This is a genomic window from Flavobacterium pectinovorum (assembly GCF_006438875.1).
GTDB classification, from domain to species: domain Bacteria; phylum Bacteroidota; class Bacteroidia; order Flavobacteriales; family Flavobacteriaceae; genus Flavobacterium; species Flavobacterium pectinovorum_A.
Window position 1 is genome coordinate 116,267 of sequence record NZ_RCZH01000007.1, and the last position, 25,879, is coordinate 142,145.

36 protein-coding genes are annotated in these 25,879 nt (G+C 34.5%); 33 read left to right on the forward strand and 3 right to left on the reverse strand.

Features of this window, described 5'->3' with window-relative positions:
* Positions 1-200: 200 nt before the first annotated feature.
* From EAH81_RS11830 to EAH81_RS11840, 3 genes are all read right to left on the reverse strand, one after another.
* The gene (locus EAH81_RS11830; protein WP_140507245.1) at positions 201-1,742 is read right to left on the reverse strand and encodes a SusD/RagB family nutrient-binding outer membrane lipoprotein; all 1,542 of its coding nucleotides are present in this window, start codon (positions 1,740-1,742) and stop codon (positions 201-203) included.
* Between the two features lie 5 nt (positions 1,743-1,747).
* On the reverse strand, positions 1,748-4,975 hold the full coding sequence (locus EAH81_RS11835; RefSeq protein ID WP_140507248.1) for a SusC/RagA family TonB-linked outer membrane protein: 3,228 nt from the start codon (positions 4,973-4,975) through the stop codon (positions 1,748-1,750).
* A gap of 85 nt (positions 4,976-5,060) precedes the next feature.
* Positions 5,061-6,776: a hypothetical protein gene (locus EAH81_RS11840; RefSeq protein ID WP_140507250.1), complete on the reverse strand. Its 1,716-nt coding sequence runs from the start codon at positions 6,774-6,776 to the stop codon at positions 5,061-5,063.
* Between the two features lie 168 nt (positions 6,777-6,944).
* Here EAH81_RS11840 and rpsL point away from each other — a divergent pair, with 168 nt between their 5' ends.
* From rpsL to carA, 33 genes are all read left to right on the forward strand, one after another.
* Complete coding sequence (gene rpsL / locus EAH81_RS11845) at positions 6,945-7,328, forward strand: 30S ribosomal protein S12 (RefSeq protein WP_007136570.1); 384 nt, start codon at positions 6,945-6,947, stop codon at positions 7,326-7,328.
* Positions 7,329-7,447: 119 nt separating this feature from the next.
* Positions 7,448-7,924: a 30S ribosomal protein S7 gene (rpsG, locus tag EAH81_RS11850; RefSeq protein ID WP_007803600.1), complete on the forward strand. Its 477-nt coding sequence runs from the start codon at positions 7,448-7,450 to the stop codon at positions 7,922-7,924.
* Positions 7,925-7,934: 10 nt separating this feature from the next.
* Positions 7,935-10,091 (forward strand): elongation factor G, encoded by a 2,157-nt coding sequence (gene fusA / locus EAH81_RS11855; protein ID WP_140507252.1) that lies wholly within the window; start codon positions 7,935-7,937, stop codon positions 10,089-10,091.
* 11 nt (positions 10,092-10,102) lie between these two features.
* Positions 10,103-10,408 (forward strand): 30S ribosomal protein S10, encoded by a 306-nt coding sequence (gene rpsJ / locus EAH81_RS11860; protein ID WP_007803605.1) that lies wholly within the window; start codon positions 10,103-10,105, stop codon positions 10,406-10,408.
* Positions 10,409-10,813: 405 nt separating this feature from the next.
* On the forward strand, positions 10,814-11,431 hold the full coding sequence (rplC, locus tag EAH81_RS11865; RefSeq protein WP_007803612.1) for a 50S ribosomal protein L3: 618 nt from the start codon (positions 10,814-10,816) through the stop codon (positions 11,429-11,431).
* A complete protein-coding gene (gene rplD, locus EAH81_RS11870) occupies positions 11,431-12,060 on the forward strand; it encodes a 50S ribosomal protein L4 (RefSeq protein WP_140507254.1) in 630 nt (209 codons plus the stop codon). Before rplC ends, rplD begins: the two co-directional genes overlap by 1 nt.
* 7 nt (positions 12,061-12,067) lie before the next feature.
* Complete coding sequence (rplW, locus tag EAH81_RS11875) at positions 12,068-12,358, forward strand: 50S ribosomal protein L23 (RefSeq protein WP_007803621.1); 291 nt, start codon at positions 12,068-12,070, stop codon at positions 12,356-12,358.
* A 9-nt stretch (positions 12,359-12,367) separates the two neighbouring features.
* Positions 12,368-13,192: a 50S ribosomal protein L2 gene (gene rplB / locus EAH81_RS11880; RefSeq protein WP_059114053.1), complete on the forward strand. Its 825-nt coding sequence runs from the start codon at positions 12,368-12,370 to the stop codon at positions 13,190-13,192.
* Positions 13,193-13,198: 6 nt separating this feature from the next.
* Complete coding sequence (gene rpsS / locus EAH81_RS11885; RefSeq protein WP_007803626.1) at positions 13,199-13,477, forward strand: 30S ribosomal protein S19; 279 nt, start codon at positions 13,199-13,201, stop codon at positions 13,475-13,477.
* A 6-nt stretch (positions 13,478-13,483) separates the two neighbouring features.
* Positions 13,484-13,897, forward strand: a complete 414-nt coding sequence (rplV, locus tag EAH81_RS11890) for a 50S ribosomal protein L22 (protein ID WP_007803631.1) — start codon at positions 13,484-13,486, stop codon at positions 13,895-13,897.
* Between the two features lie 5 nt (positions 13,898-13,902).
* On the forward strand, positions 13,903-14,664 hold the full coding sequence (gene rpsC / locus EAH81_RS11895) for a 30S ribosomal protein S3 (protein ID WP_007803635.1): 762 nt from the start codon (positions 13,903-13,905) through the stop codon (positions 14,662-14,664).
* A gap of 19 nt (positions 14,665-14,683) precedes the next feature.
* Positions 14,684-15,109 (forward strand): 50S ribosomal protein L16, encoded by a 426-nt coding sequence (gene rplP, locus EAH81_RS11900; protein ID WP_007803637.1) that lies wholly within the window; start codon positions 14,684-14,686, stop codon positions 15,107-15,109.
* A gap of 13 nt (positions 15,110-15,122) precedes the next feature.
* Positions 15,123-15,314, forward strand: a complete 192-nt coding sequence (gene rpmC / locus EAH81_RS11905; protein WP_133507759.1) for a 50S ribosomal protein L29 — start codon at positions 15,123-15,125, stop codon at positions 15,312-15,314.
* Between the two features lie 17 nt (positions 15,315-15,331).
* Entirely contained in the window at positions 15,332-15,592 is a 261-nt protein-coding gene (gene rpsQ / locus EAH81_RS11910) for a 30S ribosomal protein S17 (protein WP_007803646.1), read from the forward strand.
* A gap of 2 nt (positions 15,593-15,594) precedes the next feature.
* Entirely contained in the window at positions 15,595-15,963 is a 369-nt protein-coding gene (gene rplN, locus EAH81_RS11915) for a 50S ribosomal protein L14 (RefSeq protein WP_007803649.1), read from the forward strand.
* Positions 15,964-15,974: 11 nt separating this feature from the next.
* Positions 15,975-16,289 carry a 50S ribosomal protein L24 gene (gene rplX, locus EAH81_RS11920; RefSeq protein WP_007803650.1) on the forward strand — a complete coding sequence of 105 codons (315 nt, stop codon included), beginning with the start codon at positions 15,975-15,977 and terminating at the stop codon, positions 16,287-16,289.
* A gap of 2 nt (positions 16,290-16,291) precedes the next feature.
* A complete protein-coding gene (rplE, locus tag EAH81_RS11925) occupies positions 16,292-16,843 on the forward strand; it encodes a 50S ribosomal protein L5 (protein WP_007803652.1) in 552 nt (183 codons plus the stop codon).
* A 3-nt stretch (positions 16,844-16,846) separates the two neighbouring features.
* The gene (gene rpsN / locus EAH81_RS11930) at positions 16,847-17,116 is read left to right on the forward strand and encodes a 30S ribosomal protein S14 (RefSeq protein ID WP_007803655.1); all 270 of its coding nucleotides are present in this window, start codon (positions 16,847-16,849) and stop codon (positions 17,114-17,116) included.
* A gap of 104 nt (positions 17,117-17,220) precedes the next feature.
* Positions 17,221-17,619, forward strand: a complete 399-nt coding sequence (gene rpsH, locus EAH81_RS11935) for a 30S ribosomal protein S8 (RefSeq protein WP_017495014.1) — start codon at positions 17,221-17,223, stop codon at positions 17,617-17,619.
* An 18-nt stretch (positions 17,620-17,637) separates the two neighbouring features.
* Positions 17,638-18,180: a 50S ribosomal protein L6 gene (gene rplF / locus EAH81_RS11940; protein ID WP_042565877.1), complete on the forward strand. Its 543-nt coding sequence runs from the start codon at positions 17,638-17,640 to the stop codon at positions 18,178-18,180.
* Positions 18,181-18,191: 11 nt separating this feature from the next.
* Positions 18,192-18,542 (forward strand): 50S ribosomal protein L18, encoded by a 351-nt coding sequence (gene rplR, locus EAH81_RS11945; RefSeq protein WP_140507257.1) that lies wholly within the window; start codon positions 18,192-18,194, stop codon positions 18,540-18,542.
* A 3-nt stretch (positions 18,543-18,545) separates the two neighbouring features.
* A complete protein-coding gene (rpsE, locus tag EAH81_RS11950) occupies positions 18,546-19,070 on the forward strand; it encodes a 30S ribosomal protein S5 (RefSeq protein WP_140507259.1) in 525 nt (174 codons plus the stop codon).
* 12 nt (positions 19,071-19,082) lie between these two features.
* On the forward strand, positions 19,083-19,265 hold the full coding sequence (rpmD, locus tag EAH81_RS11955; RefSeq protein ID WP_017495010.1) for a 50S ribosomal protein L30: 183 nt from the start codon (positions 19,083-19,085) through the stop codon (positions 19,263-19,265).
* Between the two features lie 11 nt (positions 19,266-19,276).
* On the forward strand, positions 19,277-19,729 hold the full coding sequence (rplO, locus tag EAH81_RS11960; RefSeq protein WP_017495009.1) for a 50S ribosomal protein L15: 453 nt from the start codon (positions 19,277-19,279) through the stop codon (positions 19,727-19,729).
* Between the two features lie 13 nt (positions 19,730-19,742).
* Positions 19,743-21,089: a preprotein translocase subunit SecY gene (secY, locus tag EAH81_RS11965; protein ID WP_089351921.1), complete on the forward strand. Its 1,347-nt coding sequence runs from the start codon at positions 19,743-19,745 to the stop codon at positions 21,087-21,089.
* A gap of 7 nt (positions 21,090-21,096) precedes the next feature.
* Positions 21,097-21,312, forward strand: a complete 216-nt coding sequence (infA, locus tag EAH81_RS11970; protein ID WP_007136545.1) for a translation initiation factor IF-1 — start codon at positions 21,097-21,099, stop codon at positions 21,310-21,312.
* A 12-nt stretch (positions 21,313-21,324) separates the two neighbouring features.
* Entirely contained in the window at positions 21,325-21,441 is a 117-nt protein-coding gene (gene ykgO, locus EAH81_RS11975) for a type B 50S ribosomal protein L36 (protein ID WP_072945378.1), read from the forward strand.
* A gap of 2 nt (positions 21,442-21,443) precedes the next feature.
* On the forward strand, positions 21,444-21,818 hold the full coding sequence (gene rpsM / locus EAH81_RS11980; RefSeq protein ID WP_056245953.1) for a 30S ribosomal protein S13: 375 nt from the start codon (positions 21,444-21,446) through the stop codon (positions 21,816-21,818).
* An 8-nt stretch (positions 21,819-21,826) separates the two neighbouring features.
* Positions 21,827-22,210 (forward strand): 30S ribosomal protein S11, encoded by a 384-nt coding sequence (gene rpsK / locus EAH81_RS11985; protein WP_007803677.1) that lies wholly within the window; start codon positions 21,827-21,829, stop codon positions 22,208-22,210.
* Positions 22,211-22,305: 95 nt separating this feature from the next.
* Positions 22,306-22,911 (forward strand): 30S ribosomal protein S4, encoded by a 606-nt coding sequence (gene rpsD, locus EAH81_RS11990; protein WP_026982953.1) that lies wholly within the window; start codon positions 22,306-22,308, stop codon positions 22,909-22,911.
* Between the two features lie 21 nt (positions 22,912-22,932).
* Positions 22,933-23,925 carry a DNA-directed RNA polymerase subunit alpha gene (locus tag EAH81_RS11995; RefSeq protein ID WP_026109818.1) on the forward strand — a complete coding sequence of 331 codons (993 nt, stop codon included), beginning with the start codon at positions 22,933-22,935 and terminating at the stop codon, positions 23,923-23,925.
* Positions 23,926-23,961: 36 nt separating this feature from the next.
* On the forward strand, positions 23,962-24,450 hold the full coding sequence (gene rplQ / locus EAH81_RS12000; protein WP_140507261.1) for a 50S ribosomal protein L17: 489 nt from the start codon (positions 23,962-23,964) through the stop codon (positions 24,448-24,450).
* A gap of 251 nt (positions 24,451-24,701) precedes the next feature.
* Positions 24,702-25,820, forward strand: a complete 1,119-nt coding sequence (gene carA, locus EAH81_RS12005; protein ID WP_140507264.1) for a glutamine-hydrolyzing carbamoyl-phosphate synthase small subunit — start codon at positions 24,702-24,704, stop codon at positions 25,818-25,820.
* The last annotated feature ends 59 nt before the right edge of the window (positions 25,821-25,879 follow it).

Here is a 25,879-nt window from a genome sequence, read left to right on the forward strand (position 1 = left end):
ATATTGTTTTTTTATAGTTAAAAAAGATATATAAATTATAAATTCGTAATTTTTTGGTCGAAATATGATAATAATAAAAAACATTGGTACGGTCTGAAATGTTAAATTTCAGAAAATTAGTGTTGTTTTTCTTTTTTTTATAACTTTTGCAAAAAAAAGCCACCCTTTTTGAGGGTGGCTTTATGTTAAATTATGTTATCTTATAGGGGTTTTAATGGAGGCTGTTTTACGTCCCAGAAAATTCTGGTTGTTAAAAGATCTCCGCCAATTGCTGTAGAAGCGGCTTGCCAGTTTGTACCATTAACTGTTTGTTCGGCATTTGGATAAAACCATCTAACTGGTACTTGTCCTCTTGCGATAGATAAAGAAGTTGAGCTAGATATTAAAATAGGGAAATCTAATCTTCTAAAAGCAGTCCATGATTGGAAACTTCTGTTATATAGGGCAATCCACTCTTGGTAACCAATTTTTTCTTGCCATAATCCAGTTCCGGTTCCAGGGAATCCATCAATTGGAGTAGTTGCAGCTGTTGTATAAGCTACCGTAGGTTGAGCTAAATATGCAGCGGTTTCTTCTGGAGTAACTCCCCAGTAATTACATGATAAAGTAATTGCTTTATTGTAATAGTATTCAGGAGTGTTTCCTACTGCGAATCCTCTGGCAGCAGCTTCAGCTAAATAAAAGTTAACTTCGAAAGCTTCTAGTAAAACACCTGGTGCAGCTGGTTTTTTGATTGCATCACCAACATGTGAGTAAGATGTTTCGTAAGGATTAGCGTTACGTGATCCTGGATTTCCTCCCTTGTAGGTTCCGTCAGCCATTGGCGTAAAGAATATAGGTCTTCTTGGATCAGATAATGCATTCATTCTGTTAACCAAAGTGTTTGCAGGAACGTTGTCATTTCTTTGACTTGCAACCAAATTGTCGAAAACTGGGTTGTAATTAGGAGCGAATGATGCATATGTAAATAAAGCATTTTTAGGATTGTCTAATATTACCCCTGCATTGTAAGCTTCTTCAATAGTTGTTTTAGCTAAAGCAGCGAATTCTACGTTCTCAGCAATGTTTATTCCTATTTTTAGTTTTAGCGAATTTGCAAATAACTTCCAGTCAGTAGCATTTCCTTTATAAACAAGATCTCCTGTGTCAAAACTTTTTCCAGTTGGGTCTAGCTTTGCAATAGCAGCATTTAAGCGAATGATTAGTGCTGGGTATATTGCCTTATCATCATCATACTTTGGTAGAATAATTTTCGGATTCTGTAGTGACTCTGAATAAGGAATATCACCAAACGTATCAACCAATATTTGGTAAGTGTAAACTCTTAAGATTTCCAGTATTGCAACTTTGTTTTGTTGTTGTTTTTGCCAGTCGCTATCTGTTACGTTACCAGGTTTTACTTGCTTAGATAATACTTGTTCTGAAGTTTGTAAATTTCCTAAAACATTTTGATATAAGTTCGTCCAGTGTGTGTCAGGGATAGTTCTTTGTGTTAAGTTATATCTTGATTCAGTTGCATATAATGTAGCGGCCCAATATTGAACGTAATAGCGTAATGGATTGTTGTTTACGCTAGGTGTTGTTAATTGATCTGTTAATTCTTTTTGTGCATCTGTTAATAATGATTCTGCAGAAACGTCATAAGACTTTTTCTTATCATCATTAAAATTGTCATTGTCGCTAACACAACTCGAAAGAGTTAAAACGGTTAACGTTACTATTGATAATAATATCTTTTTCATTTTGTCTAGAAGTTAAGTTTTACATTAAACGAGTATACTTTTGTTGCTGGCATAACTCCTGATTGAAATCCTTGAATATTTCCTGCTGACGAACCTGCTTCAGGGTCAGCATATGGAAGATTTTTTTGGATAATCCATAGATTGTTTCCTATTACGCTAAAAGATAATCCTTTAAGTTTTAGTTTGTCTGAAATTTGTGATGGTACGCTATAAGTAAAACCTACTTCTCTTAATTTTACAAATGAACCGTCGTATACGTAAGCTTTTGTTGGGTTTGTGTCAGAACTGAAAGCAGTTCCTCCAGATGTTGATGCGTCAATTCTTGTAGTATTTGCTGTTCCGTCAGCGTGAACTCCAGGCAAGATTACACCTCCGCTATCATTACCACTTGTTAATGGGTCTCTAACTGAGTTTCCAAGATCATTTATTCCTAAGTCATATATACCAGTTTCTCTTCCGTAAGCTTGATCTAGAGAGAAAATATCTCCACCTTTTTTAATGTCAATTAAGAAATTAAGCGAAAGGTTTTTGTAAGAGAATTTGTTGGATATACCACCTAGCCATTTTGCTTGAGTGTTACCAATAACTTGGTTTTTATTTAGTACATAGAAGCCACTAGCGTCAATTACTCTGTTTCCATTTGCGTCATAAGTGTAATCTGTACCTCTTAGTGTTCCGTATGATTGTCCAACAGTTGCATTTAAAGAAGCTCCTCCTTGAAAAGTTGCTAATAATAAATTGTCTCTTCCTTGGTTTAAAGAAACTACTGTGTTTTTATTAGTAGACCAGTTAACTCCAAGATCCCAAGTGAAATCTTGTGTTTTGATTACTTTTCCAGATAAAGCTAACTCGATACCTTTGTTTTCGATTTCTCCGGCATTAACTGTTGCGTAGTTTACCCCAGTTGAAGTAGATTGTGGTACATTGAAAATTTGATCTTCTGTATTTGTTTTGTATAAAGATAAATCAAAATTTAATCTGTTTTTAAACATTGACATCTCTAGACCTGCTTCCCAAGCTTTTTGAGTTTCTGGTTTTAAGTTAGCAAAATTTAAATACGTTGGGCTGTTTCCAAAAAGAGGATTTCCGTCGATACCGTAGTTGTTAACTTTAGCGCCAAGTCTTCCTGCAGCAGGGTCATTACCAACTTGTGCGTAATTAATTCTTACTTTTCCTAATGATAACCAATCTGCTTGTACGAATTCAGAAAAGATTAAACTTGTACCGATAGAATAATAGTTATAGTTACTGTTTTCTGATGGTAGAGCTGTACTCTTATCGCTTCTGAATGATCCCTCTAAGAATAAGAATTTGTTGTAGTCTAACGATAATTGAGCGTACAATCCTGATTTTTCATAAGAAATTTGAGATTCTCTTGCTGGTAAAAATACGTTAGAATTTTCTAAACTATATAATCCTGGAGATGCTAAACCACCGGTTGTAGATGATTGAATTGAATATGCATCAGATCTTAAGTATGTATAACCTCCTAAAGCTTTAGCTCCAATGTTTTCACTTAAGTGAAAATTGTAAGTAGCAATGAAGTCATAAGTTTGTTGCATGAAGTCTCTTTTGTAAAGAGAGTATCCTGAACCGTCGTTAGCTCCACTGATACCAAATGTTTCAGCATGACTTCCAACTGCTTTTCTTAATTCTTGTTGGTCGTTAGAGTAGTCAATAGTTGCACGTCCTAAAAGTACGAAGTCTGGTGTGATTTTGTAAGATAAACTTGTACCGGCTAAGAATCTTGTTCTAGAATCTTGTTCGTAATTTTGATATCTGTCAAAATATGGGTTATTCCAGAAAGCAGGAGCTAAGTTTCCACTAGTTGGATCAGTTTGGTTCCATGTAATGTTTTGACCTGTTCTGTTGTATTCTCTTTCTAGTTCTTTGATGTCATTGTTAACTGCCCACCATTGTCTGAATCCTCCAATGAAGTTGTCTCCGTATCCTGTGTTATTTCTACCTGTTGTGTTTTGGTCAGTAAAAGTAAAGAATGCTGTTGAAGTTAATTTATCTGATAAATCTCTTGAAAAGTTACCATTAAGAGAGTTTTTGTTTAGTAAACTGTTCGGTAATACACCAGTGTTATTGATGTTTGTGAATCCTAAATTGTAAGCTCCTTTTTCATCACCACCACTTAAATTTACGTTGTTTGTGTATGTAGTTGATTTTTGAAAAAATGAAGTAGGATTGTTTTGGGCAGCTACCCAAGAAGTTGCTTTTCCATAGTTAGGGTTTCCTAATACGAATGCATTCCATTGGTATACTTTAATGTTTGGGTCAAATTTGTTTCCGTAAGAAGCATCATCTCCAGTTGAAGCTACAAGTCCATTTGGATTTCCAAAGACGTCAGCAGTATAGCTACTGTCTTCTCCACCATAACCTTCACCATATTTAGTTTGGTAAGTTGGCATAGTGGTTTTGTCTATTGATCCAACAGAAACAGTTGAACTAACAGAAACTCCTAAAGCAGAATTCTTTTTTCCTTTTTTTGTTGTAATCATAATCGCTCCATTTGAAGCTTGACTACCATAAAGAGCTGTTGCAGCAGCACCTTTTAAAACGTTGATTGATTCGATGTTGTTTGGGTCAATATCAGATGCGGCGTTACCAAAGTCAAATCCTTGTCTTCCGTTTTGCGAATCTGTGTCATTTAAATTTGCATTGCTAACTGCTACTCCGTCTACAACAATTAAAGCTTGGTTGTTACCAGTGATACTTTTGATACCTCTAAGTACAATGTTAGTAGATCCTCCAAAGTTAGAGTTTGCTTTGATTTCTAAACCGGCAACTTTTCCAGATAAATTGTTAAGAAAGTTGTTTGTTGGTGAACTGTTAACTTGTTCAGCGGTTACTAATTGAGAAGAATAACCTAAAGATTTTTTCTCTCTTTTTACACCTAAGGCAGTTGTTACAACTACGCCTTCAAGTTCTTGTGCTGCATCGCCTAGTTTTACATTAACTAATGATGAGCTTGCTGCTACCTCTTGGGTTTTCATTCCGATGTAGCTAAATACCAATACTTGGCTTGTTGATGCTTTGATAGAAAACTTTCCGTCAAAATCAGTTTGTGTTCCAGATTTAGTTCCTTTTACTAATACACTCACGCCTGGCAAAGGCATTCCTGCATTATCGGAAACTGTACCTGAAACGGTTCTTTCTTGCGCAAAACTTAGCTGCGCCATTAGTACTAGCAGTAGTACTAAGAATCCATTGAACTTTAGTTTCATTTTTAAATATTTTGAATTAGTGTTGCAAAACTCTTAATAATTTGTTAACTTTCCTAATGATAGTTTAAAGTTTTTTCGAGTTGGGTCAAAATTTAACATTATAACATATACTTACCATAGTGTTAAATAAATGTATTTCTTTAATGCTTTCCCCTCCATTTGCGAGATTAATCCTCAACAAACCGCCAGATGTTTGGATTGTTGCTCCAATTCCGATTCCTGTTAAATTGTTAATTTTTTTGGGATTTAAATTTTTTGTTAAGTCTTGATATATCGCATAATCGATAATTGAGTTTATGTACAAATTGGTTGAAACAATGTATCTGTATTCTGTAAGAAGCATAGCTGTGAAATTGGCTTGAAGACTATTTTCTGAAAAACCCCTTATTGAGTTTATTCCGCCAAATCTAAATAATTCGTTAGTAATGTAATTTTTACTTTTTAAATAGAAAATTTGTGGATTTATGTAGATATAGTTTTTTTTGTTTATTTCAAAATTGTAAGAAAGATTTGAATTTGTGTAAAATTGCGGGCTTGAGTCTGCCGTTTTGGGGTCGTTGTTTGTGCTTCTTTTTCCGTATCCAATAATAAAATTCACAAAAGCTTTTTTAGGGAAAAGAATGTTTTCTGTGTCACTTTTTTTGTATTCAAAAGTTGAAGTGGTGTAAGAGTTTTTATAGTCGCTAATGGTTAAATTGTTTGTGTTTTGAATATCACTTGATTCAGTTGCCTGGTAGCCAAAGTATATTTTTGTATTATAATTTAGAAGATATCCTAGATCTATCGAAGTCTTTGTGTTTTGAAAAGTGCTGTCTTGTTTGAAGATATTTAATTGTGCTTTCAGTCCTAATGAGGATTGAAATATATATGGGATTTCTATTTTTGTGTTAAAGGTTCTTTGTTGGTTTCCGTCGCTTTTCCAGTATAATGAAAATTGTTCACCAGCATGAAGAGTGTTTAATAATGCTATGTCAAGGTATCCGTTAAGTGTTGTTTTTTTATTTTCGTTATTCGAAAATCCAATATATCCGTCAAATGTATTTGCTTTCCTTTTTTCGATATAAGTGTAGATTTTAGTAGAATCGTTTGTGAATAATATTTGAGGATATTTTGTTTGAGTGATGAATTCGTAGCTGTTGATGTCATTGTAAAGTTCTTTTACCGTTTCTTGGTTAAAAGTCTTGTTGAGATATTTTTTATTGAGTTGTTTTAAGTGTTCTTTTGGAAAATAATTTTGGTTAGATCCGTTTTCCTGATTTAGAATTATTGAATTTATCGCTCGTTTTTTTTCGGATTTAAAATTTAAATCGGCATAAATTATTGAATTCTCTCTTTGAATATTTTCAAGTTTTATTTTACTTAAGGCAAAACCTCTTTTTTCGGCATCAATTATTTTTTGATTTAAGAAATTTTCGATTTCCTCATATGGGATGACTATGGTATCTTGTTTTATTTCTGATATGTCAAAAAAGGACTTATTTGTACCTATATATATATGTATCGTTTTTGCTTTTTTGTTTAGGCCAATTACTGTTGTGTAAGTGCTGTCGTTTGTTTTGTTAGTTTCTAATATTTGATTGTCTATATATCCTTTTTTAGCTAGTTTTTCAGATGTATTTTTTATTTCATTAAACAATGATTTTATATTGGTGTGATTTGTTGTATAGTTTACAGAATCAATTATTTGGGTTTGAGTTTGATTAGATCCGTTTATTTTTAAATGGAAGTTTTGTGCGTAGCAAGATATGCTGGCACAAAAAAAGAATAGGTATAAAAAAGATTTTAAAAGCAATTTTTTCATTTATTAAAAGTATTGCAAATATCTATTGTTTGTTTGTAAAATCATAAGCTTAAATAATGTTGTTGAAAATTAATGAATTAACGTTTGTATAGTGAAAAATATTTTATACATTTGCAACCCCGTAAAAAGCGGGAATTTAATATACATAATAAATTTTTAGTATTAATTATGCCAACAATTCAACAATTAGTAAGAACAGGAAGAACTCAGATAACTAAGAAGAGTAAATCGGTTGCTTTAGATTCTTGTCCTCAAAGAAGAGGGGTTTGTACGCGTGTTTACACTACTACACCAAAAAAACCAAACTCTGCAATGCGTAAAGTTGCGCGTGTACGTTTGACAAATGGTAATGAGGTGAATGCTTACATCCCTGGAGAAGGACACAATTTACAAGAGCACTCGATAGTATTAGTTAGAGGTGGAAGGGTAAAAGATTTGCCAGGTGTTAGATATCATATCGTTCGTGGAGCGCTTGACACGTCAGGAGTTGCAGGAAGAACGCAAAGAAGATCTAAGTACGGTGCTAAACGCCCAAAAGAAGCAAAAAAGTAATTTAAAACGTTAAGAGTTGGAGGTTAGGAGTTAAGGGTTTGAAATTTGAAGCGTAAGCTAAAAACAGATAACACATAACATTTAACGGATAACCTATAACTTTTTATTAAAAAAAAGACATGAGAAAAAGAGCGGCAAAGAAAAGACCACTTTTACCAGATCCAAGGTTTAATGACCAATTGGTAACGCGTTTTGTGAACAACTTAATGTGGGATGGTAAGAAATCTACAGCTTTCAAAGTATTTTATGATGCGATTGACATCATTGAGTCTAAAAAGCAAGATTCAGAAAAATCTTCATTAGAAATTTGGAAAGATGCTTTAACAAACGTTATGCCTCACGTAGAAGTGCGTAGTCGTAGAGTTGGTGGAGCTACATTTCAAATTCCAATGCAAATTAGACCAGACAGAAAAATTTCTATGGCAATGAAGTGGTTAATACTTTATTCTAGAAGAAGAAATGAAAAATCTATGGCACAACGTCTAGCGTCAGAATGTTTAGCTGCGGCTAAAGAAGAAGGTGCTGCGGTTAAGAAAAGAATGGATACTCACAAGATGGCAGAAGCTAACAAAGCTTTCTCTCACTTTAGATTTTAATTCGTAAGAAATGGCTAGAGATTTAAAATATACAAGAAATATTGGAATTGCTGCTCACATTGATGCTGGTAAAACAACAACAACAGAGCGTATCCTTTTTTATACTGGAAAATCACATAAAATTGGTGAAGTACACGATGGTGCTGCAACAATGGACTGGATGGCTCAAGAGCAAGAAAGAGGTATTACAATTACATCAGCTGCAACAACTTGCGAGTGGAGTTTTCCAACTGAGCAAGGTAAAATTTTGCCTGAGTCATTGCCATATCACTTTAATATTATTGATACCCCGGGTCACGTTGATTTTACTGTAGAGGTAAACCGTTCTTTACGTGTGCTTGATGGTTTAGTTTTCTTATTTAGTGCTGTTGATGGTGTTGAGCCTCAATCAGAAACTAACTGGAGACTTGCAGATCAATACAGAGTTCCTCGTATGGGATTTGTAAATAAAATGGACCGTCAAGGATCTAACTTTTTGGCAGTTTGTCAACAAGTTCGTGATATGTTAAAGTCTAATGCTGTTGCGATCACTTTACCAATTGGTGAAGAAAATGATTTCAAAGGTGTTGTAGATTTAGTAAAAAACCAAGCTATTATCTGGCATGATGAAACTCTAGGGGCAACTTTTGATATTGTGCCAATTCCTGAGGATATGTTAGCTGAAGTTAAAGAATACAGATCTATTCTTATTGAAGCAGTAGCTGATTATGATGAAAATCTATTGGAAAAATTCATGGAAGATGAAAACTCTATTACAGAGGAAGAAATCAACGTAGCTCTTAGAGCTGCAACCATGGATATGGCTATCATTCCTATGATTGCTGGTTCTTCTTTCAAAAACAAAGGAGTTCAATTCATGTTAGATGCGGTATGTAAATACTTGCCATCTCCAATGGATAAAGAAGGTATCTGGGGAATTGATCCTGATGATGCTGAATTGTTAGAAGAAGATCAAACTAAAATCTTGCGTAAGCCAGATGTAAAAGAGCCGTTCGCTGCTTTAGCATTTAAAATTGCTACTGACCCATTCGTTGGTCGTTTAGCTTTCTTCCGTGCTTATTCAGGACGTCTTGATGCTGGTTCTTATGTTTTGAATACACGTTCAGGAAATAAAGAAAGAATTTCTCGTATTTACCAAATGCACGCTAATAAACAAAATCCAATCGATTATATCGAAGCTGGAGATATTGGAGCTGCTGTTGGATTTAAAGATATTAAAACTGGAGATACATTGTGTGATGAAAAACACCCAATTATTCTTGAGTCTATGAAATTCCCTGCACCGGTAATTGGTATTGCAATTGAGCCTAAAACTAAAGCTGACGTTGATAAGATGGGTATGGCTTTGGCTAAATTAGCTGAAGAGGATCCGACATTTACTGTTAGAACAGATGAAGCTTCAGGGCAAACTATTATATCAGGTATGGGTGAGCTTCACTTAGATATCTTAGTTGATCGTATGAAACGTGAATTTAAAGTTGAAGTAAACCAAGGTGAGCCTCAAGTTGAATATAAAGAAGCGTTTACAAAAACTGCAACACACAGAGAAACTTACAAGAAACAATCTGGAGGTCGTGGTAAATTCGGTGATATCGTATTTACACTTGAGCCTGCTGATGAAGTTGATGGTAAGGTTCCAAAAGGATTACAGTTTATTAATGCAGTAAAAGGTGGTAACGTTCCTAAGGAATATATCCCTTCTGTAGAAAAAGGTTTCCGTGAAGCTATGAAAACTGGTCCTTTGGCTGGTTATCAGGTGGATAGTTTGAAAGTAACTTTGACGGATGGATCTTTCCACCCTGTCGATTCTGATGCTCTTTCTTTTGAGTTAGCAGCTAGAATGGGTTATAGAGAAGTGGCGAAAGCTGCTGGGGCAATTGTTCTTGAGCCAATCATGAAAATGGAAGTTATTACTCCTGAAGAAAACATGGGAGATATCGTAGGTGATATCAACCGTCGTAGAGGTCAGGTTAATGACATGGGTGATAGAAACGGTGCTAAAACTATTAAAGCTGATGTGCCTTTATCAGAAATGTTTGGATACGTAACAACGTTGAGAACATTGTCTTCTGGTAGAGCTACTTCAACAATGGAGTTTTCTCACTATGCAGAAACACCTTCTAATATTTCGGAAGCTGTAATTAAAAAAGCAAAAGGTAACGCTTAATTCTTAAGAAAATGAGTCAAAAAATCAGAATAAAACTAAAATCTTATGATCATATGTTGGTGGACAAGTCTGCTGAAAAGATCGTAAAAACAGTAAAAACTACTGGAGCAGTTGTAACAGGTCCAATTCCGTTGCCAACTCACAAAAAACTTTTCACTGTGTTGCGTTCTCCGCACGTTAACAAAAAAGCGAGAGAGCAATTTGAAGTAATGTCATACAAGAGATTGATTGATATTTATTCATCTTCATCTAAAACTATTGATGCATTAATGAAACTTGAATTGCCAAGTGGAGTTGAAGTAGAGATAAAAGTATAATTTTTTTATTATATTTTATATATAAAAAGCGAGACAGAAATGTCTCGCTTTTTTTGTTGTCAAGAATTTTTGCTTCATGATTTTTAAAGTGTTTGTTTTTTAATTCATTAAACCAGTTTTGGGTGAAATGTCTTTTATTTAGGTAGTTGCCGATGTTTTTTTTGTTAGTGGATTATGTAATTGTTAAGTCTAATGTTGTTGCAAGTTAAGAAGTTTAGGTTTAATTTTTGGTATAGATAAAATATTGTTAGCGGTTAATTTGATCGTTGAATTTTGATAATGAGCGATTTAATTTTTGTAACTGTTTGGTATATTCGATTTTAATATATACTTTTGCACTCCCTGTTTGGAAATTTCTGTTATTTTCAAATTGAAGGGAATTTTAGTAATTAATAATTAATATTTATGTCTGGGTTAATTGGTAAAAAAATCGGCATGACTAGTATTTTCGACGAAAACGGGAAAAACATTCCTTGTACAGTAATCGAAGCTGGGCCGTGTGTTGTTACCCAAGTCAGAACCAAAGGTGTTGACGGGTACGAAGCGTTGCAACTTGGTTTCGATGACAAAAACGAGAAACATTCCACTAAAGCGGCTCTAGGTCACTTTAAAAAAGCTGGAACTGTTGCTAAGAAAAAAGTCGTTGAATTTCAAGATTTTGCAACTGAACAAAAATTAGGAGATCTTATTGATGTTTCTATTTTTGCTGAAGGAGAATTTGTAGATGTACAAGGTGTGTCTAAAGGTAAAGGTTTTCAAGGGGTTGTTAAACGTCACGGATTTGGTGGTGTTGGACAAGCAACTCACGGTCAACACAACCGTTTAAGAGCGCCAGGTTCTGTAGGAGCTTCTTCTTATCCATCTAGAGTATTCAAAGGAATGCGTATGGCTGGAAGAATGGGAGGAGACAATGTAAAAGTTCAAAACCTTAGAGTTTTAAAAGTGGTTGCTGAAAAGAACCTACTTGTTATTAAAGGATGTGTTCCTGGACATAAAAACTCTTATGTAATCATTCAGAAGTAATGGAAGTAAAAGTATTAGATTTCAACGGAAAAGATACTGGAAGAAAAGTTCAACTTTCTGATTCAGTATTCGCAATTGAGCCAAACAATCACGCTGTATACCTTGATGTAAAGCAATATCTTGCTAATCAAAGACAAGGAACTCACAAAGCTAAAGAAAGAGCTGAAGTGACAGGAAGTACGCGTAAGATTAAAAAACAAAAAGGAACAGGTACTGCTCGTGCGGGAAGTATCAAAAATCCATTGTTTAAGGGTGGTGGAACAATTTTTGGACCAAGACCAAGAAGTTATTCATTTAAATTGAATAAAGGCTTGAAAAGATTGGCGAGAAAATCAGCTTTCTCAATCAAAGCAAAAGAGGCGAATATCATCGTTCTTGAAGACTTTAATTTTGAAGTGCCAAACACTAAAAATTTCATTAACGTTTTGAAAGCTTTAGGGTTAGAAAATAAAAAATCTCTATTTGTGTTGGGAGAGTCAAATAAAAATGTATATTTGTCGTCACGCAATTTAAAGGCTTCTAATGTCGTAACTAGCTCAGAATTAAGCACTTACGCTATTTTAAACACTAATAATTTAGTGCTTTTAGAAGGTTCTTTGGAGTTAATCGAAGAAAATTTAAGCAAATAATAGGAATATGAGTATCATAATTAGACCTATAGTAACAGAAAAAGTAACCAAAGAAAGTGAAGTTTTAAACCGCTTCGGATTCGTTGTTGACAAAAAAGCAAACAAAGTTCAGATTAAGAAAGCTATTGAAGCTGCTTATGGAGTAACTATCGTTTCAGTTAACACGATGAACGTAAGACCGGATAGAACTACAAAATACACTAAAAGTGGTTTGATCAGTGGAAAGACAAATGCAATTAAGAAAGCGATTGTTCAAGTACAAGAAGGAGAAACAATTGATTTTTACAACAATATCTAAGATAGAAAAATGTCAGTAAGAAAATTAAAACCTATTACCCCAGGTCAGCGATTTAGAGTTGTGAATGGTTATGACGCCATTACAACTGATAAGCCGGAACGCTCTTTGATAGCGCCGATAAAAAACTCTGGAGGTAGAAATAGTCAAGGAAAGATGACCATGCGTTATACGGGTGGTGGTCACAAGCAGAGATATCGTATCATTGATTTCAAACGTACAAAAGAAGGAATTCCAGCTACAGTGAAATCAATTGAGTATGATCCAAATCGTACTGCATTTATCGCTTTATTAGCTTATGCTGATGGAGAGAAAACATACGTTATTGCTCAAAACGGATTGAAAGTTGGTCAGAAATTAGTTTCTGGTCCAGAATCTCAACCTGAAATTGGTAATACATTGCCTTTAAGCAGAATTCCTTTAGGAACTGTAATCTCTTGTATTGAGTTACGTCCAGGTCAAGGTGCGGTAATCGCTCGTTCAGCTGGAACATTTGCTCAATTAATGGCAAGAGATGGAAAATATGCTACAATTAAAATGCCGTCTGGAGAAACAAGATTGATCTTGTTAACTTGTTCAGCTACAATTGGAGCAGTTTCTAATTCAGACCACCAATTAGTTGTATCAGGAAAAGCTGGTAGAACAAGATGGTTAGGAAGAAGACCTAGAACAAGACCTGTTGCAATGAACCCTGTTGATCACCCAATGGGTGGTGGAGAAGGACGTTCTTCTGGTGGACATCCACGTTCAAGAAATGGAATACCAGCAAAAGGTTATAGAACTCGTTCTAAGAAAAACCCGAGTAACAAGTATATCGTAGAACGTAGAAAGAAATAATAAGATATGGCACGTTCATTAAAAAAAGGACCTTTCGTTCATTATAAGTTAGACAAGAAAGTTCAGGAAAACATTGAAAATGGAAATAAAGGAGTAGTAAAGACTTGGTCTAGAGCTTCTATGATTACTCCAGACTTTGTTGGACAAACTATCGCAGTTCATAACGGTCGTCAATTTGTACCAGTTTACGTAACAGAAAACATGGTAGGTCACAAATTAGGAGAGTTTTCACCAACTAGATCTTTTAGAGGTCATGCTGGAGCAAAAAATAAAGGTAAAAAATAAGAAGCAATGGGAGTTCGTAAAAGAGAAACAGCAGATGCGAGAAAAGAGGCTAATAAGTCTATTGCTTTCGCAAAATTGAATAACTGCCCTACTTCACCTAGAAAAATGCGCTTAGTAGCGGACTTGGTAAGAGGTCAGAAGGTAGAAAGAGCACTTAACATCTTAAGATTCAGTTCTAAAGAGGCTTCAAGAAAATTAGAGAAACTATTATTATCTGCAATCAATAACTGGGAGCAAAAAAATAGCGAAGGTAATTTAGAAGAAGCTGGATTATTTGTTAAGGAGATCAGAGTAGATGGTGGAATGATGTTGAAAAGACTTCGTCCAGCTCCACAAGGTCGTGCACACAGAATAAGAAAACGTTCTAATCACGTAACAATCGTGCTTGGAGCTATCAATAACACACAAAGCAATTCTTAAGCAGCATGGGACAAAAGACAAATCCAATTGGAAATAGACTTGGTATCATCAGAGGGTGGGACTCAAACTGGTATGGTGGAAATGATTACGGTGATAAACTTGCCGAAGATCACAAAATCAGAAAGTATATCCACGCTCGTTTATCAAAAGCTAGTGTATCTAAAGTAATCATCGAGAGAACTTTGAAACTTGTAACCGTTACTATCACTACTGCCAGACCTGGTATCATTATCGGAAAAGGTGGACAAGAGGTAGACAAGTTAAAAGAAGAACTTAAGAAAGTTACTGACAAAGAGGTTCAGATCAACATCTTTGAAATCAAAAGACCTGAATTAGATGCTTATCTTGTGGCGACAAGCATCGCTCGTCAAATCGAAAGCCGTATTTCTTACAGACGTGCAATCAAAATGGCTATTGCTGCCTCTATGCGTATGAACGCTGAAGGTATCAAAGTTTTGATTTCTGGTCGTTTGAACGGTGCTGAGATGGCACGTTCAGAAGGTTTCAAAGAGGGTAGAATTCCTCTATCAACTTTCAGAGCTGATATTGATTATGCTTTGGCTGAAGCTCATACTACTTACGGTAGAATGGGAATCAAAGTATGGATCATGAAAGGTGAAGTTTATGGAAAGAGAGATCTTTCTCCACTTGCAGGAATGGATAAAAAACAATCTGGAACTGGTGGTGGTAAAGGTGGCGATTCTCCAAGAGGAGATAGAAAGCCTTTTAATAAAGGTGGAAAACCAGACGCTCGTAAAAGAAAGTAAATTTTTAAACTAAAGAAAAATGTTACAGCCTAAAAGAACAAAATACCGTAAGGTACAAAAGGGTAAAATGAAAGGTAACTCTCAAAGAGGGCATGAACTTTCTAATGGAATGTTTGGTATTAAATCTGTACATGAAGATGGAATGTTCTTAACTTCTCGTCAAATCGAAGCTGCGCGTATTGCTGCAACTCGTTTTATGAAGAGAGAAGGACAATTATGGATCAAAATATTTCCAGACAAACCAATTACTAAGAAACCTCTTGAGGTACGTATGGGTAAAGGTAAAGGTGCCGTTGAATATTGGGCTGCCGTTGTTAAACCCGGAAGAATTATGTTTGAAGTTGGAGGGGTTCCTTTATCAGTTGCAAAAGAGGCATTACGTCTTGCAGCTCAAAAGCTTCCAGTAAAAACTAAATTCGTCGTTGCTAGAGATTTCGAAGCATAATTAAATTTATATTATGAAACAATCAGAAATAAAAGATCTTTCTGCAGCGGAGTTGCAAGAAAAACTTAGTCAAACTAAGAAAATATATGCTGACCTAAAAATGGCTCACGCTATTTCTCCAATTGAGAATCCACTTCAAATTAGAGGTGTAAGAAGAACGGTTGCAAGATTGGCTACAGAGTTAACTAAAAGAGAGTTACAATAATTGTATTCTGCTGAAAGATGGAAGAAAAAAGAAATTTAAGAAAAGAAAGAATAGGTGTTGTTACTTCAAATAAAATGGATAAGTCTATTGTTATTGCTGAAGTAAGAAAAGTAAAACACCCATTATACGGTAAGTTCGTGTTGAAAACAAAGAAATACGTTGCACACGACGAAACAAACGACTGTAACATTGGAGATACTGTAAGAATTAGCGAAACGCGTCCTTTAAGTAAAACAAAATGTTGGAGATTAGTTGAAATCTTAGAAAGAGCTAAATAATTATGGTACAACAGGAATCAAGACTAAAAGTAGCAGATAACACGGGAGCAAAAGAAGTTTTAACTATCCGTGTTTTAGGAGGTACCAAAAGAAGGTATGCCTCTGTTGGTGACAAGATTGTAGTATCTATTAAAGATGCAACTCCTAACGGTAACGTTAAAAAAGGAGCTGTTTCAACTGCAGTTGTTGTACGTACCAAAAAAGAAGTGAGAAGAGCTGATGGTTCTTATATCCGTTTCGATGATAATGCATGTGTTCTTTTGAATGCTGCAGGGGAAATGAGAGGAACACGTGTTTTTGGTCCGGTAGCAAGAGAACTTCGTGAAAAACAATTCATGAAAATTGTATCATTAGCACCAGAAGTGCTTTAATTCGTTTTAAGATGATAAAGCTAAAAATAAAATCAGGAGACATCGTAAGAGTTATTGCTGGAGACCATAAAGGTGCTGAAGGTAAAGTTTTACGCGTTTACCGTGAGAAAAATAAAGCGATAGTTGAAGGTGTAAACATGGTTTCGAAACATACAAAACCAAGTGCTAAAAACCCTCAAGGTGGTATCGTTAAGAAAGAAGCTTCTATACAAATATCTAACATTTCACTAATTGATCCTAAAACTAAGGAAACAACTAGAGTTGGTATTAGAGTAGAAGGAGATAAGAAAGTAAGATTTTCAAAAAAATCTAATCAAGTACTATAGTAATGGCATATACACCTAGACTAAAAGAAGAATATAAGAGTAGAGTAATCTCTGCTCTTAAAGAGGAGTTCGGATATACAAACGTAATGCAAGTTCCAAAACTTGAAAAAATCGTTTTGAGCCGTGGAGTTGGTGCAGCTGTATCTGATAAAAAACTTATTGACTATGCAGTTGATGAGTTAACAAAGATCACTGGACAAAAAGCAGTATCTACAATTTCAAAGAAAGACGTTGCGTCATTCAAATTGAGAAAAGGGATGCCTATTGGAGCAAAAGTTACTTTACGTGGTGAAAGAATGTATGAGTTTTTAGATAGACTTGTTACTTCTGCTTTACCGCGTGTTAGAGATTTTAGTGGTATCAAAGCTACTGGTTTCGACGGAAGAGGTAATTACAACCTTGGAGTTTTAGAGCAAATCATTTTCCCAGAAATTGATATTGACAAAGTAAACAAAATTTCAGGAATGGATATTACATTTGTTACTACTGCAAAAACAGACAAGGAAGCAAAGTCATTATTGGCTGAATTAGGATTACCTTTTAAAAAGAATTAAGACATGGCTAAAGAATCAATGAAAGCCCGCGAGGTTAAGAGAGAAAAAACGGTAGCAAAGTATGCTGAGAAAAGAAAAGCTTTGAAAGAAGCTGGAGATTTTGAAGGTTTACAAAAATTACCTAAAAATGCTTCACCAGTTCGTTTGCACAATCGTTGTAAATTAACAGGTAGACCAAGAGGGTATATCCGTCAATTCGGTATTTCACGTGTAACTTTCCGTGAAATGGCTAACAATGGGTTAATTCCTGGAGTTAAAAAGGCATCTTGGTAATCTCGTAAAAAGTTATTACTTTTGCAAACCAAAAAATAATTTTAATTGATTAAAGGTTCGGGAGACGAGTGTCTCCCGAAAACCATAATCGCAATCAAATACATATGTATACAGATCCTATTGCAGATTATTTGACTAGAGTTCGTAACGCTGTGGCTGCAAACCACAAAGTTGTTGAAATTCCAGCTTCTAATCTAAAAAAAGAAATAACTAAGATCTTATTTGATCAAGGTTATATCTTGAGTTACAAATTTGAAGACAACTCTGTTCAGGGTTCAATCAAAATCGCTTTAAAGTATGATAAAGATACTAAAGAGCCTGTAATTAAAGATATCCAAAGAATTAGTAAACCTGGTTTACGTAAATATGCAGGTGCTGCCAAATTACCAAGAATCCTTAACGGATTAGGAATTGCAATTGTTTCAACTTCAAAAGGTCTTATGACTGGAAAGCAAGCGAAACAATTAAATGTAGGTGGTGAAGTAATTTGTTACGTATACTAATTTTAAAGACTAAATAAGATGTCAAGAATAGGTAAAAGCCCAATTGTAATCGCTGCTGGAGTAACTGTTGAAGTTAAAGATGGTATCGTTACGGTAAAAGGAAAAAAAGGTCAACTAACTCAGGAGTTTTCGGACATTACTGTAAAAGTTGAAGGCGATCAGGTTCTATTAGAAAGATCGTCTGATCATAAAGACCAAAGAGCAAAGCACGGATTATACAGATCATTAATCAATAACATGATAATTGGTGTATCTGAAGGTTTTACAAAAGAACTTGAATTAGTTGGAGTTGGTTATAGAGCTTCAAACCAAGGTCAAAAGTTAGATTTAGCTCTTGGATATTCTCACAATATTGTTTTAGAAATTGCTCCAGAAGTAGCTTTAGAAACAATATCTGAAAAAGGTAAAAACCCTATCGTAAAATTAACATCATTTGATAAACAACTTTTAGGCCAGGTTGCTGCGAAAATCAGAGGTTTCCGTAAGCCTGAGCCGTACAAAGGAAAAGGTGTTAAATTTGTGGGTGAAGTATTAAGAAGAAAAGCAGGTAAATCAGCTTAAAAAATAAGATTATGTCATTAACAAAATCTGATAGAAGACAGAGAATTAGATTCAGAATTAGAAAATCGATTAGTGGTACTGCTACTAACCCAAGACTATCTGTATTTAGAAGTAACAAAGAAATTTACGCTCAACTTATTGATGATGTAAGTGGAGTTACTTTATTAGCTGCATCTTCAAGAGAAAAAGAAATAGGAAAAGGTACTAACGTTGAAATCGCTGCTGCTGTTGGAAAACTAGTTGCAGAGAAAGCGTTAAAAGCTGGGATTGATACCATCACTTTTGACAGAGGTGGATATTTGTATCACGGTCGTATTAAATCATTAGCAGAAGGCGCAAGAGCGGCTGGACTTAAATTCTAATATATTATGTCTAAATACAAAAATGTAGAATTGGTAAAACCAAGTGGTCTTGAACTTAAAGATCGTCTGGTAAGTGTTAATCGTGTTACTAAAGTTACAAAAGGTGGTAGAGCTTTCGGTTTTTCTGCTATTGTAGTTGTAGGTGATGAAAACGGAGTAGTTGGTCATGGATTAGGAAAATCTAAAGACGTTTCTGAAGCAATTGCGAAAGCAGTAGAAGATGCTAAGAAAAATTTAGTAAAAATTCCTTTAAATGGACAATCTGTTCCTCACGAACAAAAAGGTAAATTTGGTGGTGCACGTGTATACTTAATTCCTGCTTCTCATGGTACAGGAGTTATTGCTGGTGGAGCTGTTCGTTCAGTTCTTGAATCAGTAGGTATTCACGACGTATTATCTAAATCTCAAGGATCATCAAATCCTCATAACGTAGTGAAAGCAACTTTTGATGCTTTATTACAAATGAGAAGCGCTTACACTGTTGCAAAACAAAGAGGTGTTTCTTTAGAAAAAGTTTTTAAAGGTTAATTCAAGGAAATTATGGCTAAATTATTAGTAAAACAAGTAAGAAGCAAAATCAACTGCCCTCTTTCTCAAAAAAGAGGTTTGGAAGCTTTAGGTCTACGTAAAATGGGACAAGTTGTAGAGCATGATTCAAATCCTGCAATCCTTGGGATGATAAACAAAGTTAAACACTTAGTTTCTGTCGAAGAAGCTAAATAACAAATACTGTTATGAATTTAAGTAACTTACAACCAGCTGAAGGGTCAACACACAATCAAAATAAAAGATTAGGTAGAGGAGAAGGTTCTGGAAAAGGTGGTACTTCTGCAAGAGGTCACAAGGGAGCAAAATCTCGTTCTGGTTATTCTAAAAAGATTGGTTTTGAAGGAGGGCAAATGCCACTTCAAAGACGTGTGCCTAAGTTTGGTTTCACAAACATCAATCGTAAAGAATACGAAGGTGTTAATTTAGATACGCTTCAATTATTAGTAGACAATGGTGTGATTACTGATTCTGTTTCAATGACAGATTTCGTAGCAAATCGTCTAGCTACCAAAAATGAAATCGTTAAGATTTTAGGTAGAGGAGAATTGAAAGCAAAATTAAAAGTAACTGCCCACAAATTTACTGCTACTGCAAAAGCTGCTATTGAAGCTGCTGGTGGAGAAGCTGTAACTATATAACTTATCTACTAAGATGAAGAAATTTATTGAATCAATAAGTAATGTTTGGAAAATCGAAGAACTGAAAAATAGAATCTTAATTACATTAGGATTGCTTTTAGTATATCGTTTTGGTGCACACGTAACGCTGCCTGGAATTGACGCAACTCAATTAACAGGTTTAGCGGGACAAACTAAAAATGGTTTAGGATCTATCCTAGACATGTTTACAGGAGGTGCTTTCTCTAAAGCTTCAGTTTTTGCTTTAGGTATTATGCCTTATATTTCTGCATCTATTGTTGTTCAGTTAATGGGAATTGCTATTCCTTATTTACAAAAACTTCAGAACGATGGAGAGAGTGGTAGAAAAAAGATTAATCAAATCACTCGTTGGTTGACTATAGCTATTACACTGGTTCAAGGTCCAACTTATATCTACAATTTATACAGAACGTTACCTGGAAGTGCATTCTTACTAGGCTTTAATTCACCTGAATTTTTGTTTTCGTCTGTTATTATCTTAGTTACAGGTACTATTTTTGCTATGTGGCTTGGGGAAAAAATTACAGATAAAGGTATTGGAAATGGAATTTCATTATTGATTATGGTTGGTATTTTGGCAAGATTACCTCAGGCATTTATGCAGGAGTTTTCTTCAAGAGTTACCAATAACAATGGTGGTCCAATGTTATTAGTTATTGAAATTATAGTGTGGTTATTGGTAATCATTTCTTGTGTATTGCTTACAATGGCAGTACGTAAAATTCCAGTTCAATACGCTCGTCGTACAACAACTGGAGATTACGAGCAAGACTTGGCTGGTGGTAATAGACAATGGATTCCTCTTAAGCTTAATGCTTCTGGAGTTATGCCAATCATTTTTGCTCAGGCAATTATGTTTATACCTGCAGCTGTAGCTGGATTGTCTAAATCAGATACATCACAATCTATTGTTGGTGCGTTTAGTAATATGTTTGGTTTTTGGTATAATTTTGTATTTGCAACTTTAATTATTGTATTTACATTCTTCTATACTGCGATCACTGTACCTACTAACAAAATGGCCGATGATTTAAAAAGAAGCGGTGGTTTTATTCCTGGCGTTCGTCCAGGTGCTGAAACTTCAGACTTCTTAGATAAAGTGATGTCTTTAATAACTTTCCCAGGATCTTTATTCCTTGCTTTGATTGCTGTGTTCCCAGCCATTGTTGTAAGTATTATGGATGTACAACAATCTTGGGCAATGTTTTTTGGAGGTACCTCATTAATAATTATGGTTGGAGTTGCAATAGATACTATTCAACAAATCAATTCATACTTGTTAAACAAACATTATGATGGTTTAATGAAGACTGGTAAAAATAGAAAAGCGGTAGCTTAATATATTTATGGCAAAACAATCAGCAATAGAACAAGACGGATCAATCATTGAAGCATTATCAAATGCGATGTTCCGTGTGGAGTTAGAAAATGGACATATCGTAATTGCTCATATTTCTGGAAAAATGCGTATGCATTATATCAAGTTATTACCTGGTGATAAAGTGAAACTAGAAATGAGTCCTTATGATTTGTCAAAAGCAAGAATTACTTATCGATATTAAAGGATATTCACTATGAAAGTTAGAGCATCAGTAAAAAAGAGAAGTCCCGAGTGCATCATTGTGCGTAGAAAAGGGAGATTGTACGTAATAAACAAAAAGAATCCTAGATTTAAACAAAGACAAGGATAATTATGGCAAGAATAGCAGGGGTAGATATCCCAAAAAATAAAAGAGGTGTTATAGCACTTACCTATATCTTTGGATTAGGAAGAAGTAGAGCTATTGAGATTTTAGAAAAAGCTCAAGTTAGCCAAGACAAAAAAGTTCAAGATTGGAATGATGACGAGATCGGAGCAATTCGTGAAGCTGTTGGAGCATTCAAAATTGAAGGAGAATTACGTTCTGAAGTTTCTTTGAACATCAAACGTTTGATGGATATTGGTTGTTACAGAGGTATTCGTCATAGATCTGGTCTTCCGTTAAGAGGACAAAGAACTAAAAACAACTCTAGAACAAGAAAAGGTAAAAGAAAAACTGTTGCTAACAAGAAAAAAGCAACTAAATAATAAGTAATATGGCTAAAGCAACTGCAAAAAAACGTAAAGTTATCGTTGAATCAACGGGAGAAGCTCATATTTCTGCTACCTTCAATAACATCATTATTTCTTTGACTAACAAAAAAGGTGAAGTTATTTCTTGGTCTTCAGCTGGTAAAATGGGTTTCAGAGGTTCTAAAAAGAATACTCCGTACGCAGCCCAAATGGCAGCAGAAGATTGTAGTAAAGTAGCTCTTGAAGCTGGACTTAAAAAAGTGAAAGTTTATGTAAAAGGACCAGGAAACGGACGTGAGTCTGCTATTCGTTCTATTCATAACGGTGGAATTGAAGTTACAGAGATTATCGATGTTACTCCAATGCCTCACAACGGATGTCGTCCTCCAAAAAGACGTAGAGTTTAATTTTATTTATTCATAGTATAAACAAGGTAGAATATAGATTATCGAAGGATTTGACCTGAATTCATAATCTCTACCTTAAATTTAATTTTTTAGAAATGGCAAGATATACTGGTCCAAAAACTAGAATTGCTCGTAAATTTGGCGAAGCAATCTTCGGAGATGATAAATCTTTCGAAAAAAGAAATTACCCACCTGGACAACACGGGATGGCTAAAAAAAGAGGTAAAAAATCTGAGTACGCTGTTCAGTTAATGGAAAAGCAAAAAGCTAAATATTCTTATGGAATTTTAGAAAAACAATTCAGAAATTTATTCAAAAAAGCATCAGCTACTAAAGGTGTTACTGGTGAAGTTCTTTTACAATTATGTGAAGCAAGATTAGATAACGTTGTTTTTAGAATGGGTATCGCTCCTTCTAGAAGAGGTGCTAGACAATTAGTTTCTCACAGACACGTTACTGTTAATGGTGAAGTTGTAAATATCGCTTCTTACCACCTTAAACCTGGTGATAAAGTTGCAGTTCGTGAAAAATCTAAATCTTTAGAAGCTATCGAACGTTCTTTATCAAATTCAAGTCATGTTTATGAATGGATTACTTGGAACAATGATCTTAAAGAAGGAACTTTCGTTTCTGTACCTGCAAGACTTCAAATTCCAGAAAACATTAAAGAACAATTAATCGTAGAGTTGTACAACAAATAATAATTGACTTAGTCGAAATTTATGGCAATATTTAATTTTCAAAAGCCCGATAAAGTTATCATGATCGATTCAACCGATTTTGAAGGTAAATTCGAATTTAGACCTTTAGAACCTGGTTATGGATTGACAGTTGGTAATGCACTTAGAAGAGTTTTGCTTTCAGCATTAGAAGGTTATGCAATTACATCTGTTCGTATCGAAGGTGTAGATCATGAGTTTTCTACTATTTCAGGTGTTGTTGAAGATGTTACCGAAATTATCCTTAATCTAAAACAAGTACGTTTCAAACGTCAAATTGAAGATATCGATAACGAAGCAGTTACAATTTCTGTTTCAGGTAAAGATCAATTAACAGCAGGTGATTTTCAAAAATTTATCTCAGGTTTCCAAGTTCTGAATCCAGACTTAGTTATCTGTAATTTAGATTCTAAAATCAAATTGAACTTCGATTTAACAATCGAAAAAGGTAGAGGATATGTTCCTGCTGAGGAGAACAAAAAACAGAACGCTGCAATTGGTACTATTTTTACAGACTCTATTTTTACTCCGGTAAAAAATGTAAAATACGCAATTGAAAACTTCCGTGTTGAGCAAAAAACAGATTACGAAAAATTAGTTTTTGAAATTAAAACTGATGGTTCTATTAATCCAAAGGATGCTCTTACTGAAGCTGCTAAAGTTTTAATTCACCACTTCATGTTATTTTCTGACGAAAGAATTACACTCGAGGCTGACGAAATTGCACAAACAGAATCGTATGATGAAGAGTCATTGCATATGAGACAATTGCTTAAAACTAAGCTTGTTGATATGGATTTATCTGTGAGAGCATTAAATTGCTTGAAAGCGGCTGAAGTTGATACACTTGGTGATTTAGTATCGTTCAATAAAAATGACCTAATGAAATTCCGTAATTTTGGTAAAAAATCTTTAACTGAGCTAGATGAACTTGTAGCTGTTAAGAATTTAACTTTCGGAATGGACTTAGCTAAATACAAATTAGATAAAGAATAATTCAATCCGCTACGGCGGATTAAATTTAAAATAGCAATGAGACACGGAAAAAAATTCAATCACTTAAGCAGACAGACTGGACATAGAAAAGCTATGTTAGCTAATATGGCTTGTTCTCTTATTGAGCACAAACGTATTAACACTACTGTTGCTAAGGCTAAAGCGCTTAAACAATTCGTTGAGCCTTTAATCACAAAATCAAAAGAAGATACGACTCACAATCGTCGTATTGTTTTTGCTTACCTACGTAGTAAATATGCGGTAACTGACTTGTTCAGAGACGTAGCTGCTAAAGTTGGTGACCGTCCAGGTGGATACACTCGTATCATTAAAGTTGGAAATCGTTTGGGAGATAATGCTGATATGGCAATGATCGAACTTGTAGATTTTAATGAACTTTACAATGGAGGTAAAAAAGAAGTTAAAAAAGCAAAAAGCCGTCGTGGTGGTAAAGCAAAAAAAGCTGATGAGACTGCAGAGGCTCCAGCTGCTGAGTCAGAATCGACTACTGAAGCTTCTGAATAATTATGAAAGTAATGATTCTATAGAAATCAAGGATAAACTAATTTTTAGTTTATCCTTTTTTTTTGATTTTTTTTAAAATAGTTTAAAATGTAACTTATTTTGAAATATAGGTTTTAATTTTATCAATGAAATTTTTAAAAAATCTTGGAAGCACTCTTTTAAAGAAGTAAATTTGCAAAATATCTAATTACAAATGAAAGACGTCTAACGAATTTCATGGCACAATTAAAAAAACAATACACAATTAAAGAATGAAATACACTACACGACAAAGCGCCATTTTATTATTAAGTGATGGAACTATTTTTCACGGAAAATCTATCGGAATTAGCGGTAAAACTTTTGGTGAAGTTTGTTTTAATACTGGAATGACCGGATATCAGGAGATTTTTACTGATCCATCTTACTTTGGACAAATAATGGTGGCTACTAATGCTCACATAGGGAACTATGGTATTAATGATTTGGAAATTGAATCTGATAGCGTTAAGATTGCTGGTTTGGTTTGTAAAAACTTCAGCTTTAATTATTCGAGAGAAGATGCATCCGGAAGTTTAGAGGATTATTTTATCAAACAAAATTTAATCTGTATTTCTGATGTTGATACTAGAGCTCTTGTAAGTTATATTCGCGACAATGGAGCAATGAATGCTGTTATTTGTACTGATGGAACTTCTGTTGAAGATTTGAAAAAAGAGTTGGCAAATGTGCCAAATATGGAAGGTTTAGAGTTGGCATCAAAAGTATCAACTACTGAGCCTTATTTTTTTGGTGACGAAAATGCTACTTATAAAATATCAGCTTTAGATCTTGGAATTAAAAAAAATATTTTAAGGAATCTTGCAAAAAGAGATTGTTACATCAAAGTATTTCCATACAATTCTACTTATAAAGACCTGGCGGAGTTTAATCCTGATGGTTACTTCTTATCAAATGGGCCTGGAGATCCAGATCCGCTATTAGGAGTTATTGAAGTGGCAAAGGAAATTATAGAAAACAATAATCCACTATTCGGAATCTGTTTAGGACATCAAATTATTGCTTTGGCAAACGGGGTTAAAACTTATAAGATGTTTGGTGGACATAGAGGAATTAATCATCCCGTTAAAAATATTATTACTGGTAAGGGCGAAATTACTTCTCAAAATCATGGCTTTGCTGTTAAAAAAGAGGCTTTAGAAGGTCATCCTGAATTAGAAATTACCCATATACATTTAAATGACGACACTGTTGCAGGTATGCGTATGAAAAATAAGAATTGTTTTTCAGTGCAATATCATCCCGAAGCTAGTCCGGGACCACATGATTCATCTTATTTGTTCGATCAATTTGTAGAGAATATAAAATTGGCTGCTGCTAAAACGATGTAGTTAATAAATAAAGGAGTTTAATAGTGATAATGCGTTTTTACTATTAAATAATTTTATAA

Excerpts from the sequence above, each read along its gene's own strand:
- EAH81_RS11830 (WP_140507245.1), bottom strand. The coding sequence starts at position 1,742 with ATGAAAAAGATATTATTATCAATAGTAACGTTAACCGTTTTAACTCTT.
- EAH81_RS11835 (WP_140507248.1), bottom strand. The coding sequence starts at position 4,975 with ATGAAACTAAAGTTCAATGGATTCTTAGTACTACTGCTAGTACTAATG.
- EAH81_RS11840 (WP_140507250.1), bottom strand. The coding sequence starts at position 6,776 with ATGAAAAAATTGCTTTTAAAATCTTTTTTATACCTATTCTTTTTTTGT.
- rpsL (WP_007136570.1), top strand. The coding sequence starts at position 6,945 with ATGCCAACAATTCAACAATTAGTAAGAACAGGAAGAACTCAGATAACT.
- rpsG (WP_007803600.1), top strand. The coding sequence starts at position 7,448 with ATGAGAAAAAGAGCGGCAAAGAAAAGACCACTTTTACCAGATCCAAGG.
- fusA (WP_140507252.1), top strand. The coding sequence starts at position 7,935 with ATGGCTAGAGATTTAAAATATACAAGAAATATTGGAATTGCTGCTCAC.
- rpsJ (WP_007803605.1), top strand. The coding sequence starts at position 10,103 with ATGAGTCAAAAAATCAGAATAAAACTAAAATCTTATGATCATATGTTG.
- rplC (WP_007803612.1), top strand. The coding sequence starts at position 10,814 with ATGTCTGGGTTAATTGGTAAAAAAATCGGCATGACTAGTATTTTCGAC.
- rplD (WP_140507254.1), top strand. The coding sequence starts at position 11,431 with ATGGAAGTAAAAGTATTAGATTTCAACGGAAAAGATACTGGAAGAAAA.
- rplW (WP_007803621.1), top strand. The coding sequence starts at position 12,068 with ATGAGTATCATAATTAGACCTATAGTAACAGAAAAAGTAACCAAAGAA.
- rplB (WP_059114053.1), top strand. The coding sequence starts at position 12,368 with ATGTCAGTAAGAAAATTAAAACCTATTACCCCAGGTCAGCGATTTAGA.
- rpsS (WP_007803626.1), top strand. The coding sequence starts at position 13,199 with ATGGCACGTTCATTAAAAAAAGGACCTTTCGTTCATTATAAGTTAGAC.
- rplV (WP_007803631.1), top strand. The coding sequence starts at position 13,484 with ATGGGAGTTCGTAAAAGAGAAACAGCAGATGCGAGAAAAGAGGCTAAT.
- rpsC (WP_007803635.1), top strand. The coding sequence starts at position 13,903 with ATGGGACAAAAGACAAATCCAATTGGAAATAGACTTGGTATCATCAGA.
- rplP (WP_007803637.1), top strand. The coding sequence starts at position 14,684 with ATGTTACAGCCTAAAAGAACAAAATACCGTAAGGTACAAAAGGGTAAA.
- rpmC (WP_133507759.1), top strand. The coding sequence starts at position 15,123 with ATGAAACAATCAGAAATAAAAGATCTTTCTGCAGCGGAGTTGCAAGAA.
- rpsQ (WP_007803646.1), top strand. The coding sequence starts at position 15,332 with ATGGAAGAAAAAAGAAATTTAAGAAAAGAAAGAATAGGTGTTGTTACT.
- rplN (WP_007803649.1), top strand. The coding sequence starts at position 15,595 with ATGGTACAACAGGAATCAAGACTAAAAGTAGCAGATAACACGGGAGCA.
- rplX (WP_007803650.1), top strand. The coding sequence starts at position 15,975 with ATGATAAAGCTAAAAATAAAATCAGGAGACATCGTAAGAGTTATTGCT.
- rplE (WP_007803652.1), top strand. The coding sequence starts at position 16,292 with ATGGCATATACACCTAGACTAAAAGAAGAATATAAGAGTAGAGTAATC.
- rpsN (WP_007803655.1), top strand. The coding sequence starts at position 16,847 with ATGGCTAAAGAATCAATGAAAGCCCGCGAGGTTAAGAGAGAAAAAACG.
- rpsH (WP_017495014.1), top strand. The coding sequence starts at position 17,221 with ATGTATACAGATCCTATTGCAGATTATTTGACTAGAGTTCGTAACGCT.
- rplF (WP_042565877.1), top strand. The coding sequence starts at position 17,638 with ATGTCAAGAATAGGTAAAAGCCCAATTGTAATCGCTGCTGGAGTAACT.
- rplR (WP_140507257.1), top strand. The coding sequence starts at position 18,192 with ATGTCATTAACAAAATCTGATAGAAGACAGAGAATTAGATTCAGAATT.
- rpmD (WP_017495010.1), top strand. The coding sequence starts at position 19,083 with ATGGCTAAATTATTAGTAAAACAAGTAAGAAGCAAAATCAACTGCCCT.
- rplO (WP_017495009.1), top strand. The coding sequence starts at position 19,277 with ATGAATTTAAGTAACTTACAACCAGCTGAAGGGTCAACACACAATCAA.
- secY (WP_089351921.1), top strand. The coding sequence starts at position 19,743 with ATGAAGAAATTTATTGAATCAATAAGTAATGTTTGGAAAATCGAAGAA.
- infA (WP_007136545.1), top strand. The coding sequence starts at position 21,097 with ATGGCAAAACAATCAGCAATAGAACAAGACGGATCAATCATTGAAGCA.
- ykgO (WP_072945378.1), top strand. The coding sequence starts at position 21,325 with ATGAAAGTTAGAGCATCAGTAAAAAAGAGAAGTCCCGAGTGCATCATT.
- rpsM (WP_056245953.1), top strand. The coding sequence starts at position 21,444 with ATGGCAAGAATAGCAGGGGTAGATATCCCAAAAAATAAAAGAGGTGTT.
- rpsK (WP_007803677.1), top strand. The coding sequence starts at position 21,827 with ATGGCTAAAGCAACTGCAAAAAAACGTAAAGTTATCGTTGAATCAACG.
- rpsD (WP_026982953.1), top strand. The coding sequence starts at position 22,306 with ATGGCAAGATATACTGGTCCAAAAACTAGAATTGCTCGTAAATTTGGC.
- EAH81_RS11995 (WP_026109818.1), top strand. The coding sequence starts at position 22,933 with ATGGCAATATTTAATTTTCAAAAGCCCGATAAAGTTATCATGATCGAT.
- rplQ (WP_140507261.1), top strand. The coding sequence starts at position 23,962 with ATGAGACACGGAAAAAAATTCAATCACTTAAGCAGACAGACTGGACAT.
- carA (WP_140507264.1), top strand. The coding sequence starts at position 24,702 with ATGAAATACACTACACGACAAAGCGCCATTTTATTATTAAGTGATGGA.